The organism is Litoreibacter meonggei (assembly GCF_003663885.1).
GTDB classification, from domain to species: domain Bacteria; phylum Pseudomonadota; class Alphaproteobacteria; order Rhodobacterales; family Rhodobacteraceae; genus Litoreibacter; species Litoreibacter meonggei.
The window spans coordinates 1-17370 of the sequence record NZ_RCCE01000004.1 but is presented as its reverse complement, the minus strand read 5'-3'; the positions used below and the strand labels follow the sequence as shown (position 1 = coordinate 17370).

Below are 17370 nucleotides of genomic sequence, written 5' to 3'. Positions count from 1 at the left end.
TGCCATGACTGATACACTTGAGATTTTTGCCGTCACCCCGCCCGGGCTGGAAGCCGCTTTGCTGCCGGAATTTCGCGCTTTGGGCTATAAAGACGCGCGCTATGGCGCAGGTGGCGTGACCATGATGGGCAGCTGGCCGGACGTCTGGCGGCTCAATCTGGAGCTACGCGGGGCCACCAAGGTGTTAGCGCGGATCGGGACGTTCCGTGCCATGAGCCTTGCGGGGCTGGACCATCGCGCCGACGAGTTTCCATGGGACGAGACGTTCTATTCCGGCACCGCCGTGCGGGTGGAGGCGACCTGCAAGCGCTCCAAAATCTACCACGCGGGGGCGGCGATCGAGCGGGTGGAGCGTGCGTTGCTCAAAGCTGGCATGAAACCTTCCGCCGATGGCGAGGTGACGTTGAAAATCCGCATCGAGCAGAACATCGTGACCCTCAGCGTCGATACGTCGGGCGAGAGCCTGCACAAGCGCGGCCATAAGGAAGCCATCGGCAAGGCCCCCATGCGCGAAAACATGGCAGCGCTGTTCTTGCGCCAGGCGGGCTATGACGGGACCGAGCCGGTTCTTGACCCGATGTGCGGCTCTGGCACGTTTCTCATCGAGGCCGCGGAGATTGCCGAAGGGCTGCAAGCCGGTCGCTCCCGCAGCTTTGCGTTTGAGGCTTTGGCGAGTTTCGACGAGGCCGCGTTCAAGGCGCTGCGGCGCTCGGTCAGTGTGATCAACGGGCCTGCGCGCTGCTTTGGCTCCGACCGTGATGCGGGCGCCATCAAGGGCGCGATTGCCAATGCGGACCGTGCGGGGATTTCGGCGCTGTGCGACTTTCAGTGCAAACCCGTCTCCGACGTGGAACGGCCTGACGGCCCTGCTGGTCTGGTGATCGTGAACCCGCCCTATGGTGGGCGTATCGGGGATAAAAAACAGCTCTTCGCGCTTTATGCGAGTTTGGGGACAACCCTCAAAGATCGCTTCTCCGGCTGGCGCGTGGCGTTGGTCACGTCCGAGCCGGGATTGGCCAAGGCCACCGGATTGCCGCTGACGCAAGGGCCAGCCGTGCCCCATGGCGGCTTGAAGGTCTGGCTGTTCCAGACCCCGCCGTTGAAATAGCGCGCCAAATAAAATATCGCGTGCGCCGCTAGGCGCTCCTTTAGGTCAGGCCAACCACGTGGCGATGTCCTCAAGTTCGGGGCGGAAATAGGCGATCATCCGGCCTTCGGGCGGCGCAACGACACCGTCTTTCCACGGGGCGACCCCGTGCAAGGCAAGGCGATTCATCACGTAAGCTTCGCCAGGTAGTGCGTTGATTTCTATTCTCTTACATGTTTCGAAGCACTTCTTTCGCGCGACTTGGTAAGTGTCGGTGATATCCTCGGTTGCCCATCGTTCCGGCGACACCGCCTCCAGACGTTTTGCGAAGGCGTCTCGCATGATGTGGTGACTGCCTTCCCAAACCACCATCGGGCTGACGCTGGCCTCGTTCAGTGGCAGGCCCAGCACGAAGCCGTGCGGCTCGTCGACATGGCGTCGCTTGTCGGGAAGCGCCAGCTTCAACCCGTCCACATGCGCCGCGTCGCGGTCGCGGCGAAAGCGGAACGCGGCAGGGCTTTCCGCGTCCGAGGGTTTTGGATAGCCTTCATAGATCACCGAAACCTGCGCACGGTCGAGGGGGGCCCACAGCCCCTCGCGCTGCAAGAACGCGATTGCTGGTCCCGCCAACGCAGGGCCATCCGGCAAACGCCCCTGCCCGTCATTGGGCAACAGGTTTACCCCGACGAACCACGTCCCGCCACAGCGCAGCCACTCCTTGGTGTATTGCGGGTCTTGAGCGAGAGGTATGGCCCGCTGGCGCGCATGGTCCGCCCATTTGGCAGTGGCCGCGTCATGGGCAAATTTCACCCAACCTTTGGCCGCGAAGCTCATGCGGCCTGGGCGATGTGGACCGCATCAAGCGCTTGCAGCACCAGCGCTGTCCCTGCCTCGGGTTTATGCGCCCCTTCCGACAGGGTGCGCCGCCAACCGCGTGCGCCGGGCTGGCCTGCAAACAGGCCGAGCATATGGCGGGTGACTTGGGCCAGCTTGCCGCCTGCGTCCACATGCGCCTCGATATAGGGCAGCATGGCGTGAACCACATCGGCGCGGGTCTTTGTTTGCGGAACCTCGCCGAACACCTTCTCGTCGGCATCCGAAAGCACGTCCCAAGGCTGGTGGTAGGCCGCGCGGCCATACATCAGCCCGTCGAGCGTTTGCAGATGCGGCAGCCCTGCCTCCAACGTCTCCAATCCGCCGTTGAGCGAGATATGAAGATCGGGAAATGCGGCTTTCATCCGGTGCACCAAGTCATAATCCAGCGGCGGCACGTCGCGGTTTTCTTTGGGGCTAAGGCCCTGCAACCACGCTTTACGCGCGTGCACCGCAACGCGAGTGACGCCTGCATCCCGAATACGGCTCAGGAAATCCGGCAAGACGGTCTCCGGGTCCTGATCATCCACGCCAATCCGGCATTTCACTGTGACTTCAACCGGTTGCGCCTTGATCATCTCGGCGACGCAGTCGGCCACCAGCGCAGGGCGTTCCATCAGAACGGCCCCGAAGCAGCCCGATTGCACGCGGTCGGAGGGGCAGCCGACGTTAAGATTGATTTCATCATACCCGCGGTCGGCGCAAAGACGTGCGGCCTCTGCCAGCTCGGCCGGGTCGGAGCCGCCAAGTTGAACCGCGACCGGATGCTCGGGCTGCGAGAATTCCAACAAATGCACGGCCCCACCGCGCACCAGCGCGGGTGCTGTCACCATTTCCGTGTAGAGCAAGGCACGGCCCGAGATCAGCCGATGGAAATACCGGCAGTGTCGGTCGGTCCAATCCATCATCGGGGCTACGGACAGGCGGGCGGCGGCTGTCACGTCAGCGTCAGGGCTGTTTTTCTCAGGCATCGGGCGTGTACTTCTCGTTTCGCGTCAGGATTGCGTCGGCAGGACTTCGGTCTAGCACTTTTTCCACACCGATTTCCATTGCCCAAATCGCGGGGCTACAGACCGTATCGCGGCCCCGTTTTTCGGGTCCGACTTGACCTATCGCAACTCCTGCGTCCAACTCGGCTGATACCACCTCCCTAGACATGCCTTCTGCGCTTGACGACGACGGGCAGCACGATGTTGAGAACAGAGGACTGCCTGACAATGACGACCGACCCGAACCTGCCTTTGGAAGACAGTGGAATTTCCAAAGCGATCGACACACCAGCCCCAAAATCCGCCGGACGGTCACGGCTGTTTCTGGTTCCGCTGTTCATGCTGACACTGTTCACGGGTGCTGTGATCGGCATGTATTTCCAACCGCCGGGCTTGCGTGTGTTTTTCAACGCCACAGGTTTGCAGCCAGGTGCCGGCACCGAGACGCCGATTGCGGTGGCCATCCAACAGGTCGAAAAGCAAGAACAGGTGGCGGTCGTCAGTGAAGGTGACGTGGTGGCCTTGGGCCGGATCATTCCCTTGGGCGATGTGATCAGCGTGGCAACCCCGTCCGGTGCGGGCGATGCCCGCATTGCCGAAATTCGTGTGAGCCGTGGTGACGTGGTCGCAGCAGGCGATGTTCTGGCAGTGCTGGACAACCTGCCGCAATTGCAAAGCATCGCCACGTCGGCGAAGGCAAATCTGGGTGTGCGCGAGGCCAATCTGGCACAAACCCGCACCTCAATCCTTGCCAGCCAAGCCGAAGCCAAAGCGACGCTTGAGCGGGCCGAGACCACTGCGAACGCCGCCAGTGCCGATCTGACGCGGATGACCTCTCTGCTGGAGCGGGGCGTGACCACACGGGCCGAGTTCGACGAAACCGTTGCCCGTGCCAACGAGGCTGGCCGCGACGTGGAGCGCGCCATCGCGACCTTGTCGCGCTATGCCACCAACTCCGACACCGTGCAGGCCGACATTGCCGTGGCGGAGGCCAATCTGGAAGCCGCCCGTGCCGACCTTGCCCGCGCCACGCAAGATCTGGAGCGCGCCTATGTGCGGGCACCGGTGCAAGGCACCGTGTTGGACATCAATGCGCGCGCGGGTGAGCGTCCGCCATCGAGCGGTGTTGTTGATCTGGGCGACACCTCGCAGATGACGGTGGAGGTGGAGGTTTACCAAACGCTGATCGGGCGTGTGACCATTGGTGATCCGGTCACGGTTTCTGCCCGCGCCTTGTCACAAGAGCTTAGCGGGACCGTGACGGCCATCGGGCTGGAAATCGGGCGGCAATCCATCACCTCGGACAATCCTGCGGCCAATACCGATGCGCGGGTTGTGGACGTGATCGTGACACTTGATGCGCCCTCTTCCGAATTGGCGCGCAACTTCACCAATCTGGAAGCCTTGGTTCGGATCGACGCAGGTCGCCCTGAATGAGCCGCCTTCTGACCAACCTGTTCGGGCGTTTGCCGATTGGCTGGCTTCAGCTGTCGCATAACAAGGCGCGGCTGGTGGCTGCTGTGTCCGGTGTGTCCTTCGCCACGTTGCTGGTGTTCATGCAGTTGGGCATCATGGGCGCGTTGAACTCGTCGACCGTTGCCCCCTATGGGTTGCTAAGCGCCGATATTGTGATCTCGTCGGAGGAAGGCAACACGCTGACCGACGCGGGCGAGATTGCGCGGGCGCGGATGTTTCAGGCGCTTGGGGTTCCAGGCGTTGCCGACGCCACGCCGCTATATATCGGCAACCTGCCCTTCACGCTGGACGATGGCAGCACTGTGTCGTTGTTGAGTTTCGGGTTTGACGTCTCGCAGCCTGAGTTTGTGTCCCCGAGCATTGCGGCCAGTTTTGGCAGTCTGACGATTGAGAACACCGTAATTTTGGACCGTGACACCCGTGGAATGCCAGCCTCTGTCATTGACGCGCTGACCGCCGGTGGCCGCTATGAGTTCGAGGCAAATGGCAACACGCTGGTCGCCGTTGGTACCATGAATATTGGCGGCGGCTTTCTGGCGGACGGGATGCTGGCGATGTCGGACCAGACGTTTCTGCGGTCTTTCCCTGCCCGCACCAGCAGTGCACCCAACCATATCCTGCTGAATGTCGATGACGGCGTGTCGGTGGATACCGTGGTCGAGCGCTTGCGCGGCGCCCTGCCCAGCGCCAATGTCAAAGTTCTGGCGGCGGACGCCTCGGCGCAGGCCGATCTGGACTTCATGTCTTCGGAGCGGCCCACGGGCATCATCTTCGGCTTTGGCGTGTTCATGGGCATCCTTGTGGGCTTGGTGATCGTCTATCAGGTGCTATCCACCGACGTGGCCGACCACTTAGGCGAATATGCCACCTTTAAGGCCATGGGCTACGGGCAGCCGTTCTTTCTGGGCATCGTGTTCGAGGAGGCTATCGTGCTGGCGGTCTTCGGCTTCATTCCGGGGCTGATCGTGTCGATCGGGCTATATGCGGGGCTGAGGGCCGTGACCGGATTGCCGGTCGAGATGGACGCGAGCCGTGCGATCCTTGTGTTTTTGGGGACATTGACGGCCTGCACCATATCGGGCGCCATCGCCACCCGCCGTCTGGCGGCGGCTGACCCTGCGGATTTGTTCTGATGGCTGAGAGTTTCCCTATAGAAGCCAGCGGTTTGAACCACTTCTTTGGCGAAGGCGAAGCGCGCAAGCAGGCCATTTTCGACCTGAACCTGAACATCGAGCGCGGCAGTCTGACCATTCTGATGGGGCCGTCCGGCTCTGGTAAAACCACCGTCCTTACGTTGATGGGATGCCTGCGCGAAGTCCAAGACGGCAGCGTCAAGCTACTTGGCCAAGAGTTGAACGGTGCCAGCGAGGCGCAACTTGTCAGCTTGCGCCGCAGGCTGGGGTTCATTTTTCAGGCGCATAACCTGCATGAAAGCCTGACCGCGGCGCAGAATGTGCTGATGGGATTACAGGTCCACGGCAACGCCAATCCCGCCAAGCAACGCGCCGCTGCCGACCATGTTCTTGACCTCGTGGGTTTGGCAGATCGCCGAACCTATCTGCCCGGCAACCTGTCGGGCGGACAGAAACAACGGGTCGCGGTAGCGCGGGCGCTGGTGTCGAACCCTGACATCGTGTTCGCGGATGAACCCACCGCCGCGCTGGACAAGGAGTCGGGGCATACGGTGGTGCAAATGCTGAAAACGCTTGGGCAAACGCGACAAACCACGACGGTGATGGTCACCCATGACAACCGCATTCTGGAGATGGCCGACAGGATCATCACCTTGGAGGACGGGCGGGTCGTATCGGACAGGGTGCCTAAGACAACGCTCTAGGATTTCGGGCGTAACTGCCTAATACTCCTGCACAACACCAAGGAGATTTCGCGTGTCCAACCCATCCCAGCGCAGCTGCCCATGAATATCCTGTTCATCATGTATGACCAGTTGCGGTTCGACTACCTCAGCTGTGCGGGCCACCCGCATCTGCATACCCCGAACTTTGACCGCGTGGCGGCGATGGGCGTGCGGTTCACCAACGCCTATGTCCAGTCGCCAATCTGTGGGGCGTCGCGCATGTGCTATTACACGGGGCGCTATGCCTCGTCGCATGGGGCGCAGTGGAACGGGTTTCCGTTGCGCGTGGGCGAGCAGACACTGGGCGACCATTTACGCCGCGAAGGCATGGACTGCTGGCTGATCGGCAAGACCCATATGCGCGCCGACGCCGAAGGCATGGCGCGACTGGGGTTAAGCCCTGACACCACCATCGGCGCGCGTCAGGCGGAATGTGGCTTTGACGCCTGGGTCCGCGATGACGGGCTGTGGGGCGAAGGGCCGGACGGGTTCTATGACGAGCGCCGCTCCCCCTATAACGAATACCTCAAGTCCAAAGGCTACCCGTCCCAGAACCCGTGGGCAGACTTCGCCAATGCGGGTGTCGAGGATGGCAACATCGCCAGCGGCTGGATGTTCCGCAACGCCGACAAGCCCGCCAACATCCGCGAGACGGACAGCGAGACCCCGTGGCTGACCCGCGAGGCGATTGCGTTCATCAAGCAGGCCAGAGCACCATGGTGCGCCCATGTCAGCTATATCAAGCCGCACTGGCCCTATATCGTGCCTGTGCCCTACCATGACATGTATGGCAGCGCGCACGTTCCCGCCCCCGTGCGCGATGACGTCGAGCGTGAGGACCCGCACCCCGTGTTCGGGGCTTATATGGGCAACAAGATCGCGCAGGCATTCCAACAGGACGAGGTCCGCCAGAAGGTGATCCCCGCCTATATGGGGCTGATCAAGCAATGCGACGACCAGTTGGGCGTGTTGCTGGACTATCTGGACGAGAGCGGCGCGATGGAGGACACGATGATCGTTCTGACCTCGGACCATGGCGACTATCTGGGTGACCACTGGCTGGGTGAGAAGGATTTGTTTCACGAGCCATCGGTCAAGGTGCCGATGATTATCTACGACCCGCGCTCAACGGCGGATGCGACGCGTGGCACGACCTGTGACGCGTTGGTGGAAAGCATTGATCTGGCCGCGACCTTTGTGGAGGCCGCTGGTGGCAACGTTCCGGACCACATCATCGAAGGGCGCTCGCTTGTTCCGTGGCTCAACGGCGAGCAGCCGGAGTGGCGGGAGTTTGCGATCAGCGAATACGACTACTCCGCCACAGCCCATTGCGAGAAACTGGGGCTGGAGCCGCGCGATGCCCGCCTGTTCATGGTCTTTGACGGGCGGTTCAAGCTGATCCATGCGGAGGGCGGCTTTCGCCCGATGCTGTTCGATCTGGACACCGACCCAGAGGAGTTCCACGACTTGGCCAAGCGCGACGCGCATCAAGGCGAGATCGACAGGCTCTACGACTACCTTGCACAATGGGGCCGCCGCCTTGCCCAGCGCGTGACGCGGTCGGAGGACGACATCAAAGCGTCGCGCGGCAAGTCTATGCGGCGGGGGATATTGCCGTTCTTGGTCGACGGCTCGGAAGTGCCGGACGAGCTGACGTCAAAATATACCGGACCCGCGCCGAGATCCTATCTGGACGAGTGACGTGCCTATGACGCCGCGAGTTTCACGCTGACATTTGGTAGCCCGTCGATACCGGCCTCCATCACATCACCGCGCTCCACTGCGGACACCCCTGCGGGAGTGCCGGTCATGATCAGGTCACCCGGTGCGAGCTCGACCAGTGTCGACAGATGCGCCACGCAATCTGCGGCGGACCAGATCATCTCGGCCAGATCGCCGGTTTGACGGGTCTCTCCATTAACGGTCAGCCAGATTTGGCCAGAGGTCAGCCCCCCTGCCTGCGCCACAGGCACCAGCGCGCCCATCGGAGCGGAGCGGTCGAAGCCTTTGGCCATATCCCACGGGCGGCCCGCCTTCTTGGCGACGGCCTGCAAGTCGCGGCGGGTCAGGTCGATACCGACCCCTGCGCCCCATACGTGATCCATCGCATCCGCGAGCGCGATATCGGAGCCACCCGTGCCAATGGCCAGAACCAGCTCCACCTCGTGATGCAGGTCGGCGGTGGCGCGGGGATAGGCGATCTCGGCCCCGCTTTCGACCACCGCATCGGCGGGTTTGGTGAAGTAGAACGGCGGGTCACGCTCGTCATTGCCCATCTCGCGGATATGTTCCGCATAGTTCCGGCCAACACAGAATATGCGGCGTACGGGAAACCGGTCAGAGGAGCCTTTGACGGCGACGGAGGCCTGACGTGCGGGCGGGATGACGTAGCTCATGATGGACCTTCCAGTGAGAATCTTTGGACGCAACCTAGCTTCACGCGGATTAGTTGGACAGCGCCCGATGCGTCAGGTTAGCTTTCGGGCATGAAATATATAGTCATGAGCCTGTCCGCGCTGCTGTTTTTCACCAATCTTACTGGTGCAGACACGCGTCGCTCCGCGGAGGGCGAACAGCTTCGCGCCGCAGCGCGTCAAATTTTGACAGGTCTCCAAAGCCGCAGTTTCAAGACGGGGCGCGAGTTTTGCGGATTGCTGGGGCGCAACGAGGATGGTGCCATCGTCTCTACGCGCCCGCGCAAGGGGAATGCCGACGATTGCCTGCCAAACGAGTTTCGGGCGCGCGGGATAACCGCCCTCGCCTCCTACCACACGCATGGGGCCTATGATCACGAGGCCGATAGCGAAGTGCCGTCGTTCGAGGATTTGTCGGCTGATATTGGCGAAGGGCTTATCGGGTTCATTGCGACCCCCGGTGGCAGGTTCTGGGTCAACCTGCCCGACCGGAGCATGAGCTTCCAGCTGTGCGGTTTGCGTTGTCTTCCTCAAGACCGCCATTTCCATGCAGGTGACTGGGGATTGATCCGCGACAAATACACCTTGCGCCAGCTCAAGCAGCGCCAACAACTCTACTGATCAATCTTGCGATTAATTCGCAACTGGCTTGACTTATTGCAAACGACTCGCATATAGGAAGGGAACACCATCCCCCTATTCAGAGTGGTTCCCCACCTATGCGTATTGCCCTGCCCGCCCTACTTGCGATTTGTCTCAGCGCCCTGCCTGTTGCTGCCGCCGACAAGTTCAAGGCCGTCACCACCTTCACTGTGATCGCCGATATGGCGTCCCGTGTGGCAGGGGATGCCGCTGTTGTGGAAAGCATTACCAAGCCGGGAGCTGAAATTCACAATTACGAGCCGACACCGCGCGATATCGTGCGCGCCCAAAACGCCGATCTGGTGTTGTGGAACGGGTTGAATCTGGAACTGTGGTTCGAGCAGTTCTTCCGCAACCTGCGCGACGTGCCGTCTGCGGTAGTTTCGGACGGGGTGGAGCCTATGGGGATCTCCAAAGGCCCCTATTCCGGCAAACCCAACCCCCATGCGTGGATGTCGGTTGATGCGGCACTGATCTATGTCGACAACATCGCGGACGCTTTCGCGGAGTATGACGCGGAAAACGCTGACATCTACCGCACCAACGCTGACGCTTACAAAGCCGAGATTGTCGCCGCCCTTGGGCCCTTGAAAGACCGCATTGCCGCTTTGCCGAAAAACAAGCGCTGGTTGGTGACGTCGGAGGGGGCGTTCTCCTACCTTGCCCGCGATCTGGGGCTCAAAGAGTTGTATTTGTGGCCGATCAACGCCGACGCCCAAGGCACACCAAAGCAGGTGCGTCAGTTGATTGATGCCGTGCGCGACAACAATATCGGCGTGGTGTTCTCGGAAAGCACCGTCTCCGCCGCGCCCGCCGAGCAGATTTCACGCGAAACCGGTGCGGCCTACGGCGGGGTGCTCTATGTGGACAGCCTGAGCACCGAGGACGGCCCCGTGCCGACCTATCTGGACCTGCTCAGAGTTACTGTTGAAACCATCGTGGAAGGTCTGGAGCAATGAGTTTTGGCAGTCTGCCTGACGACGCCGCCGGCATCTGCGCCGAAGGGATCACCGTCACCTACCGAAACGGGCATACAGCCTTACGCGATGCGTCCTTTTCCCTACCCAAAGGCACCATTGCGGCCTTGGTGGGCGTGAACGGCTCCGGCAAGTCCACGCTGTTCAAGGCGATCATGGGGTTCGTGCCCACGTCTGCGGGCAAAATCTCCATCCTTGGCGGCACCGTGCGCGACGCGCTGCGGGCCAATACCGTGGCCTATGTCCCGCAGGCCGAGGAGGTTGACTGGACCTTCCCCGTACTGGTCGAGGATGTGGTGATGATGGGCCGTTACGGCCATATGGGGTTCTTCCGCATCCCGCGCGCCGAGGATCACAAGATGGTCGAGAATGCGTTGGAGCGGGTCAACATGCTGGAGTTCCGCCACCGCCAGATCGGTGAGTTGTCCGGCGGTCAGAAAAAGCGTGTGTTCTTGGCGCGTGCCTTGGCGCAAGACAGCCGCGTGGTGTTGCTGGACGAGCCGTTCACCGGCGTGGACGTGCAAACCGAGGACGCGATCATAGCCCTGCTGCGCGAAATGCGCGACGAGGGGCGGGTTATGCTGGTCTCGACCCATAACCTTGGCTCCGTGCCGGAGTTTTGCGACCGCACCATCCTGATCAAGGAAACCGTGCTGGCATATGGCCCGACCGAGGATATCTTTACCCGTCAGAATCTGGAACTGGCCTTTGGCGGGGTGCTGCGTCACTTCGTGATGCAAGGCGCTGACCTGCATGACGACGAGGAAGACAAACGCCGTCTGACGGTTATCTCGGACGACGAGCGCCCATTCGTGATCTACGACCACCATGACGAGGACGAAGAAGAAGAGGCGGATGCGCCATGATGGACGCCTTGTGGGAACCGTTCACCTATAACTACATGCTCAACGCCATGTGGGTGTCGGCCTTGGTGGGGGCGGTCTGCGCCTTCCTGTCGGCCTACCTGATGCTGAAAGGCTGGTCGCTGATCGGTGATGCGCTGAGCCACTCTATCGTGCCGGGCGTGGCGGCGGCCTATATGCTGGGCCTGCCCTTTGCACTAGGCGCGTTCTTCGCGGGCGGCTTGGCGGGGGCGTCGATGTTGTTCCTGAACCAGCGCACCGGATTGAAGGAAGATGCCATTATCGGGCTGATCTTCACATCGTTCTTCGGGCTGGGGTTGTTCATGATCTCATTGTCGCCCGCCTCGGTAAACATCCAGACGATCATCATGGGCAATATATTGGCCATTTCCCCCGCGGATACGTTGCAACTGGCCCTGATCGGGGGCGTGTCGCTGATTGTGCTGCTGGCCAAATGGCGCGACTTGATGGTGACGTTCTTTGACGAGAGCCACGCGCGCTCCATCGGGTTGCGGCCTGAGCTGTTGAAGGTGGTGTTCTTCACACTGCTTTCCGCCTGCACCGTGGCGGCAATGCAAACCGTGGGTGCGTTTCTGGTGATCGCCATGGTGGTGACGCCGGGCGCGACGGCCTATCTGCTGACCGACCGCTTCCCGAGCCTGTTGATGATCTCCGTGGCAATAGGCACGCTGACTTCGTTTTTCGGGGCCTATGCCAGCTATTTTTTGGACGGGGCGACGGGTGGTGTCATCGTTTGCCTGCAAACCTTGCTGTTCCTCACCGCCTTCGTCTTTGCCCCAAAACACGGCATCTTGGCCGCGCGCGCCCGTGCGCGGGAGGCGGTTTGATGGAGTGGTCCCTTCCCTTCCAGTTCCCGTTCATGGTGAACGCGCTGATCATCTCGGTCATGCTGGCGATCCCTGCGGGGCTGTTGTCGTGCTTTCTGGTCCTCAAGGGCTGGTCGCTGATGGGCGACGCCATTTCTCACGCGGTTCTGCCGGGGGTGGTCTTGGCCTATGTTTTGGGCCTGCCGTTAGGTTTGGGAGCCTTTACCGCCGGTATGGTCTGCGCGGGGCTGACGGGGTGGATCGACGAGAACTCCCGCGTGAAGCGCGACACGGTGATGGGCGTCGTGTTCTCGGGCATGTTTGGGCTTGGCATCGTCATGTATACCAAGATCGAGAGCGAGGTGCATCTGGACCACATCCTGTTCGGCAACATGCTGGGTGTGGGACCGGAAGACATGTGGACCACGGGCGTGATCGCGGTGGTCGTCACAGGGCTTATCGGGTTTTTCTGGCGCGACCTGCTGCTGCAAGCATTTGACGAACAACAGGCCCGTGCGCAGGGGCTGCAGGTCCGTGCGTTGCATTTCGGGATGCTCGCGGCAATCTCGCTGACAGTTGTTGCAGCCCTACAGGCGGTGGGGATCATCCTTGCGATTGCGTTCCTTGTGGCCCCCGGAGCCATCGCCTTCCTGTTGACCAAGCGCTTTGGCGTCATGCTGTGGCTTTCTATGGGGATCGCGGCGGTCTGCTCGTTCCTCGGGGTCTATGCGAGCTTCTTTCTTGATAGCGCCCCTGCCCCGACGATTGTGTTGCTGATGACGGCGGCCTTCATCGCCGCCTTCATCCGCGCCACGGTGCAATCGCGGCGCGCGACGGTTTAGGCGGTTTTGCTGATTTTGGTGAGGCCAATGCAGGCCAACAGCAACGCAACCCCGCTGGCGACCGTGCGGGCTTGGTTCCAGAATTGCCACTTGGGGGAATAACCCTCCCAGATAACCTGCGCCGCAACGCGATCATCGGGGATGTCGACCAAGGCCAGCGCCTCGTTCATCGGGACGTTGACCGCCATGGTCAGCAGCGTGCCGAAAAGCAATGACACCGCTGCGGCGGTGGCGAACCAAATAGACGCCCCGCGCTCATTGGCCAGTTTTAGCGCAATTGCAGCTATCGCCAACACCACGGGGGTTCCGAAGAAGGCCGGGGCGAAGACTGCGTTTCTAACCGACCCATTCATAGCGTTCATTGCGGCAATTGCCGTGCGCGGGTCTAGCGTGTCCAACCCCCACATGGTCGAACAGACCCATGCATAGAAAAACCCGAATATTGCCCCCGCAAAAACGAGGGAGCTGATGGCAAGTGACTTGGCAAGCGAGAGCATTTCATATCCTTTCAAAATCGTACACATCTATACGCCTTTACATTTTCGTACACATGTGTTCGGTAATATACAAGGCTTTTGAGAGGCTACCGTGCGAACAGACCGGAAAGATAAGCGGCGATCCGAGATCGAGAGCGCCGCGCTCGAAGTAATGCGCCAGCGTGGATACGAAGGCGCGTCGATGCTCAACATCGCCAAAGCAGCCAAGGCATCAAACGAGACGCTATATCGCTGGTATGGTGACAAGCAGCGGCTTTTTCTGGAGATTGTGAAGTCGAATGCCGCCGAGGCCGAAGCCGCCTTGGACAAAGCTTTGGCGGCCGAGTTACCGCCCGAGGATATTCTGGAGCACATGTGCAAACAGATGCTGCATCTGCTTTTGGGCGAACGTGCCGTCGCGCTGAACCGCGCGGCCGCGTCCGACGCAAGTGGGCAACTTGGCGGGGCCATCGCCAAAGGCGGGCGCGATCGCGTGTTTCCGAAGATAGTTCAGCTTATGGGGGCGTTGCGCGAGGCTGGAAAGATCAACCCTCCCAGTGACGAACAAGCCGCACAGTGGTTTTTGCAATTGCTCATTGGCGACCTGCAATTGCGCCGCATCATTGGCACCCTACCACAACCGACGCGCACCCAGATTGCTGATCATGTCGACCTCACACTGACGGCCTTTTACCGGCTGTGCGGACCCGATCAGACCGGCGTATAGAGCGCGCGCCGGTAAATGTGCCAAGTTGCGTGCCCTAGTACCGGCAACGCAAGAAACAGCCCCAAGAACATCGGGACCATGGCGACCAGCAGCGTCACCGCAATGATCGCGGCCCACAGAAGCATAACGACCCGGTTGCGCAGCACCGCGCGGATCGAAAAGCCCATTGCGGTCATGAAGTCGATTTCGCGGTCTAGCAATAACGGCATGGAAACCACGGTGATGGTAAACGTGAACAACGCAACCACACCGCCGACCAACAGTTGAAACGCGATCAGAAGCATTCCGTGCGGGGTCAGGAACATATTCCACGAGGTGGTGATGTTGATAAGCTGCATATTGCCCAGAAACATCGCAAAGGACATATGGGCAAAAAAGCTCCAGAACAGGAAGATGATAACCAACAGAGCGCCAATCCATGGCAGTTGGCGACCCCGTTCGGCCCAAACCACTGACAGGACAGAAGACCAGCCCAGTGGTTCGTCTGCCTCGATACGGCGGCTGACTTCATAGAGGCCCACTGCAGCAAAGGGCGCGAAAATCGGGAAGCCTAAGGCCAGCACCAACGTCCACGTGAACGTGCCTGCCCCCCAGAAAATGAGCCCTGCCCCACACAGCACGTAGAAAGCCGAGAAAAACAGCCCGTACATTGGCGCACGGGTAAAATCGCGCCATCCTTCGCGCAACGCGCGGATCAACTCCCAAAAAGTGACGGTCCCGATCTCAGGGCGCGGTGACGCGGCGGGTGTGGTTGTTTCAGCCATGACATATGACAGCACAAGAGCCCTCGTTCGGGCAAGCACTTGCTGCCTTGCGGATAGCTCTTTCAAATAAATTTTGAAATACATCACGATTTAAATGATGTAGCGACGAATGAAGGGGGAGTTGCGATGAACAGGTACACACGCGACATGCGCGGCCACGGAGCCAACCCGCCAAGCGCCAACTGGCCCGGCGGCGCAAAGATTGCTGTGCAAATTGTCGTTAATTATGAAGAAGGTGGCGAGAATTGCGTGCTGCATGGCGACGCCGCCTCCGAGGCCTTCCTTTCCGAGATCGTGGGTGCTTCCGCTTGGCCCGCTCAACGCCATTGGAACATGGAAACAATCTATGAATACGGTGCACGCGCCGGATTTTGGCGGTTGCACCGTCTGCTGAAAGACATCCCCGTCACCGTTTACGGCGTTGCAACATCGCTAGCACGCTCCCCCGAGCAGGTCGCAGCGATGAAAGACGCGGGCTGGGAGATTGCCTCCCACGGGTTGAAATGGATTGAATACAAAGACGCCACACCGGAAGACGAGCGCGCCGACATGGAAGCGGCGGTAAAACTACACACCGAGGTCGTCGGCGTGGCGCCTCGCGGCTGGTACACAGGTCGCTGCTCCGAAAACACTGTCCGCCTGGTGGCAGAACATGGCGGTTTTGACTACGTGGCCGACAGCTACGCGGATGACCTTCCCTATTACGCCCGCTTTGGTGATCGCGATCAGCTTGTTGTTCCGTACACTTTGGATTGTAACGACATGCGCTTTGCCACGCCGCAGGGGTTCAACTCCGGCGACCAATTCGAGGCGTATCTGCGTGACAGCTTTGATGCTTTGTACGAAGAAGGTGCCGACGGCGCTCCGAAAATGCTGTCGATCGGGTTGCATTGCCGTCTGATTGGTCGCCCGGGTCGAGTTCAGGCGCTGAAGCGCTTTTTGGCCTATGCAAAAAGCCATGACGACGTCTGGTTTGCCACACGCGAGCAGATCGCACAGCACTGGATGGCAGAGCACCCCGTCGCCCCGATGACACGCCCCACATCGATGAATAAAGACACGTTTATAACGACTTACGGCAGCATCTTCGAGCATTCTCCTTGGGTGGCAGAACGGGCGTGGGGGCTGGAGCTTGGCCCCGCCCATGACAGCGCCGAAGGTCTTTGGAACGCCATGGCCCGCGTCTTCCGTGCGGCGGGCGAAACGGAACGGCTCGAGGTGCTGGATGCTCACCCTGACTTGGCTGGAAAGCTTGCCGCAGCGAAGCGGTTAACGGCGGAAAGCACGACAGAGCAGGCGAGCGCGGGTTTGGACTCGTTGACCGATGAAGAGCGCCAAGCGTTCACTGACTTGAATGAGGAATACGTCGCAAAGCACGGATTTCCTTTCATTATTGCAGTTCGTGACAACACCAAAGCAAGCATCCTTGCTGCTTTCCATCATCGCATTCGCAATGACAGCAAGAGCGAGTTCGCCGAAGCCTGCAAACAGGTTGAACGGATCGCGCAACTTCGCCTACAGGAAATACTGCCGTGAGTTACGCCCTTCCACCCGCGGGCCTGCCCTCGCAGTCGGACGAGCTGACAGGCACGTCGATCTTCACCGAATCCTATGCGTTCATGCCCGCTGGTGTGATGCGCGACATCGTGACGAGTTTTATCCCGAACTGGACCAACAGCCGGGCATGGATCATTGCCCGCCCGCTGTCGGGCTTTGCCGAAACCTTTTCGCAATACATCATGGAAGTCGGCGCGGGCGGTGGATCTGACTGCCCCGAGGACAATCCCGACGCGGAAGCCGTGTTGTTTGTCGTCGAAGGCCAGCTTGAGCTGCGTAACAGCATGGGCACGCATGTTCTGAACGAGGGCGGCTACGCCTACCTTCCCGCGGGCGAAGGCTGGACGCTCCACAATCGCAGCGACAAGAAGGCGACTTTCCATTGGGTGCGCAAGCGCTACGAGGCGGCGAAAGGCATCCCCGCACCAGAGGCTTTTGTGACCTCCGACGCCGAAAACACCCCGATTGCCATGCCCGACACCAACGGCGCATGGGCGACCACCCGTTTTGTGGAGCCAACAGACCTGCGCCACGACATGCATTTCAACATCGTCACGTTCCAACCGGGCGGGCTGATCCCGTTCGAGGAAACGCATGTGATGGAACACGGACTCTATGTCATTGAAGGAACGGCAGAATACCTGCTGAACCGTGACTGGGTCTCTGTTGGCCCGGGTGACTTCATGTGGCTGCGCGCCTTTTGCCCGCAAGCCTGCCGCGCCACGGGCGACGGGCCGTTCCGTTACTTGCTGTATAAGGACGTGAACCGTCACGCAAAGCTGCCATGGTGATCCAAGTGCCGCTTTTGAGAAATTCAGGCTGGACGTTCCAGTCATGATAGAGCGCGAGTAACGCGCCAAACTAGGGCCACACTATGCAGTGTGGCCATCGCAACAGTCGAACGGGGAGAAACGTCATGGCTGATACATCATTGGGGACCGCAGAGCAGCTGCGCGATCCGAACTATACACCGGCTCTCGCGAAAGCGATTCCACTTG

The 17370-nt window shown here is 60.5% G+C and carries 18 protein-coding genes; 13 read left to right on the top strand and 5 right to left on the bottom strand.

Going from position 1 to position 17370, the window contains the following annotated elements; all coding sequences use genetic code 11:
- Positions 1 to 4: 4 nt before the first annotated feature.
- Positions 5 to 1108, top strand: coding sequence for a THUMP domain-containing class I SAM-dependent RNA methyltransferase (locus BCF46_RS12005; RefSeq protein WP_121025361.1), 1104 nt, complete (start codon positions 5 to 7; stop codon positions 1106 to 1108).
- A gap of 45 nt (positions 1109 to 1153) precedes the next feature.
- Here BCF46_RS12005 and BCF46_RS12000 read toward each other — a convergent pair whose 3' ends face one another.
- Together BCF46_RS12000 and dusA are read right to left on the bottom strand one after the other, a co-directional pair.
- Positions 1154 to 1921 carry a hypothetical protein gene (locus BCF46_RS12000; protein WP_121024592.1) on the bottom strand — a complete coding sequence of 256 codons (768 nt, stop codon included), beginning with the start codon at positions 1919 to 1921 and terminating at the stop codon, positions 1154 to 1156.
- Positions 1918 to 2931 carry a tRNA dihydrouridine(20/20a) synthase DusA gene (dusA, locus tag BCF46_RS11995; RefSeq protein WP_121024590.1) on the bottom strand — a complete coding sequence of 338 codons (1014 nt, stop codon included), beginning with the start codon at positions 2929 to 2931 and terminating at the stop codon, positions 1918 to 1920. Before dusA ends, BCF46_RS12000 begins: the two co-directional genes overlap by 4 nt.
- A 219-nt stretch (positions 2932 to 3150) precedes the next feature.
- Here dusA and BCF46_RS11985 point away from each other — a divergent pair, with 219 nt between their 5' ends.
- The 4 genes from BCF46_RS11985 to BCF46_RS11970 all read left to right on the top strand — a co-directional run bounded on the left by BCF46_RS11985 (position 3151) and on the right by BCF46_RS11970 (position 7984).
- Positions 3151 to 4386 (top strand): HlyD family efflux transporter periplasmic adaptor subunit, encoded by a 1236-nt coding sequence (locus BCF46_RS11985; RefSeq protein ID WP_211332810.1) that lies wholly within the window; start codon positions 3151 to 3153, stop codon positions 4384 to 4386.
- Complete coding sequence (gene devC, locus BCF46_RS11980) at positions 4383 to 5558, top strand: ABC transporter permease DevC (protein ID WP_121024585.1); 1176 nt, start codon at positions 4383 to 4385, stop codon at positions 5556 to 5558. Before BCF46_RS11985 ends, devC begins: the two co-directional genes overlap by 4 nt.
- Entirely contained in the window at positions 5558 to 6262 is a 705-nt protein-coding gene (locus BCF46_RS11975) for an ATP-binding cassette domain-containing protein (protein ID WP_121024582.1), read from the top strand. Before devC ends, BCF46_RS11975 begins: the two co-directional genes overlap by 1 nt.
- Before the next feature lie 81 nt (positions 6263 to 6343).
- Complete coding sequence (locus BCF46_RS11970; RefSeq protein WP_121024580.1) at positions 6344 to 7984, top strand: sulfatase-like hydrolase/transferase; 1641 nt, start codon at positions 6344 to 6346, stop codon at positions 7982 to 7984.
- A 5-nt stretch (positions 7985 to 7989) separates the two neighbouring features.
- Here BCF46_RS11970 and BCF46_RS11965 read toward each other — a convergent pair whose 3' ends face one another.
- Positions 7990 to 8679 (bottom strand): fumarylacetoacetate hydrolase family protein, encoded by a 690-nt coding sequence (locus BCF46_RS11965; RefSeq protein ID WP_121024578.1) that lies wholly within the window; start codon positions 8677 to 8679, stop codon positions 7990 to 7992.
- A gap of 90 nt (positions 8680 to 8769) precedes the next feature.
- Between BCF46_RS11965 and BCF46_RS11960 the strand changes: the two genes are divergently transcribed.
- The 5 genes from BCF46_RS11960 to BCF46_RS11940 all read left to right on the top strand — a co-directional run bounded on the left by BCF46_RS11960 (position 8770) and on the right by BCF46_RS11940 (position 12848).
- Positions 8770 to 9318, top strand: a complete 549-nt coding sequence (locus BCF46_RS11960) for a DUF4329 domain-containing protein (protein ID WP_121024576.1) — start codon at positions 8770 to 8772, stop codon at positions 9316 to 9318.
- Positions 9319 to 9416: 98 nt separating this feature from the next.
- The gene (locus BCF46_RS11955) at positions 9417 to 10298 is read left to right on the top strand and encodes a metal ABC transporter substrate-binding protein (RefSeq protein WP_121024574.1); all 882 of its coding nucleotides are present in this window, start codon (positions 9417 to 9419) and stop codon (positions 10296 to 10298) included.
- Positions 10295 to 11182 carry a manganese/iron ABC transporter ATP-binding protein gene (locus tag BCF46_RS11950; RefSeq protein ID WP_121024572.1) on the top strand — a complete coding sequence of 296 codons (888 nt, stop codon included), beginning with the start codon at positions 10295 to 10297 and terminating at the stop codon, positions 11180 to 11182. Before BCF46_RS11955 ends, BCF46_RS11950 begins: the two co-directional genes overlap by 4 nt.
- The gene (locus BCF46_RS11945) at positions 11182 to 12027 is read left to right on the top strand and encodes a metal ABC transporter permease (protein ID WP_147435999.1); all 846 of its coding nucleotides are present in this window, start codon (positions 11182 to 11184) and stop codon (positions 12025 to 12027) included. Before BCF46_RS11950 ends, BCF46_RS11945 begins: the two co-directional genes overlap by 1 nt.
- Positions 12027 to 12848, top strand: a complete 822-nt coding sequence (locus BCF46_RS11940; protein WP_121024568.1) for a metal ABC transporter permease — start codon at positions 12027 to 12029, stop codon at positions 12846 to 12848. Before BCF46_RS11945 ends, BCF46_RS11940 begins: the two co-directional genes overlap by 1 nt.
- On the opposite strand, the gene BCF46_RS11935 is transcribed toward BCF46_RS11940, so the two are convergent.
- Positions 12845 to 13372, bottom strand: a complete 528-nt coding sequence (locus BCF46_RS11935; RefSeq protein WP_245990090.1) for an anthrone oxygenase family protein — start codon at positions 13370 to 13372, stop codon at positions 12845 to 12847. The two genes, BCF46_RS11940 and BCF46_RS11935, sit on opposite strands and share 4 nt — an antisense overlap.
- Before the next feature lie 64 nt (positions 13373 to 13436).
- Between BCF46_RS11935 and BCF46_RS11930 the strand changes: the two genes are divergently transcribed.
- Positions 13437 to 14051: a TetR/AcrR family transcriptional regulator gene (locus BCF46_RS11930; protein ID WP_281272096.1), complete on the top strand. Its 615-nt coding sequence runs from the start codon at positions 13437 to 13439 to the stop codon at positions 14049 to 14051.
- Here BCF46_RS11930 and BCF46_RS11925 read toward each other — a convergent pair.
- Positions 14036 to 14815: a DUF2189 domain-containing protein gene (locus BCF46_RS11925; RefSeq protein WP_121025355.1), complete on the bottom strand. Its 780-nt coding sequence runs from the start codon at positions 14813 to 14815 to the stop codon at positions 14036 to 14038. The two genes, BCF46_RS11930 and BCF46_RS11925, sit on opposite strands and share 16 nt — an antisense overlap.
- A gap of 126 nt (positions 14816 to 14941) precedes the next feature.
- On the opposite strand from BCF46_RS11925, the gene puuE reads away from it, so the two are divergent.
- Together puuE and BCF46_RS11915 are read left to right on the top strand one after the other, a co-directional pair.
- Entirely contained in the window at positions 14942 to 16351 is a 1410-nt protein-coding gene (gene puuE, locus BCF46_RS11920) for an allantoinase PuuE (RefSeq protein ID WP_121024564.1), read from the top strand.
- The gene (locus tag BCF46_RS11915; RefSeq protein ID WP_121024563.1) at positions 16348 to 17163 is read left to right on the top strand and encodes a bifunctional allantoicase/(S)-ureidoglycine aminohydrolase; all 816 of its coding nucleotides are present in this window, start codon (positions 16348 to 16350) and stop codon (positions 17161 to 17163) included. Before puuE ends, BCF46_RS11915 begins: the two co-directional genes overlap by 4 nt.
- Positions 17164 to 17370: the final 207 nt, after the last annotated feature.